Annotated in this window: 1 rRNA gene; it reads right to left on the reverse strand. The window is 52.0% G+C overall.

Going from position 1 to position 225, the window contains the following annotated elements:
* Positions 1–225, reverse strand: a 23S ribosomal RNA gene (locus C444_RS22535); the annotation flags it as partial.

Below are 225 nucleotides of genomic sequence, written 5' to 3' on the forward strand. Positions count from 1 at the left end.
TTCCCTGTGCCTCCCCGGATACTCCGGTTAGACTTGCCATACAGACACACTCCCTGGCTCGTTTTTCAAAACGTACGACAGAACATCGGCTTCCTGTAAGTCTTACTGGAGACTCGCGTCTCGGTCATTCGTTACAGGACCTTGTATGCCCTGTCGCTCGATCGCCAACTGATTTCATGCTCTATTTCGCCTCCCTTCTGAGGGTACTTTGCAGCGTTCGTTCAC

Origin of the sequence: Haloarcula japonica DSM 6131 (assembly GCF_000336635.1) — an archaeon.
Classification (GTDB): Archaea; Halobacteriota; Halobacteria; order Halobacteriales; family Haloarculaceae; genus Haloarcula; species Haloarcula japonica.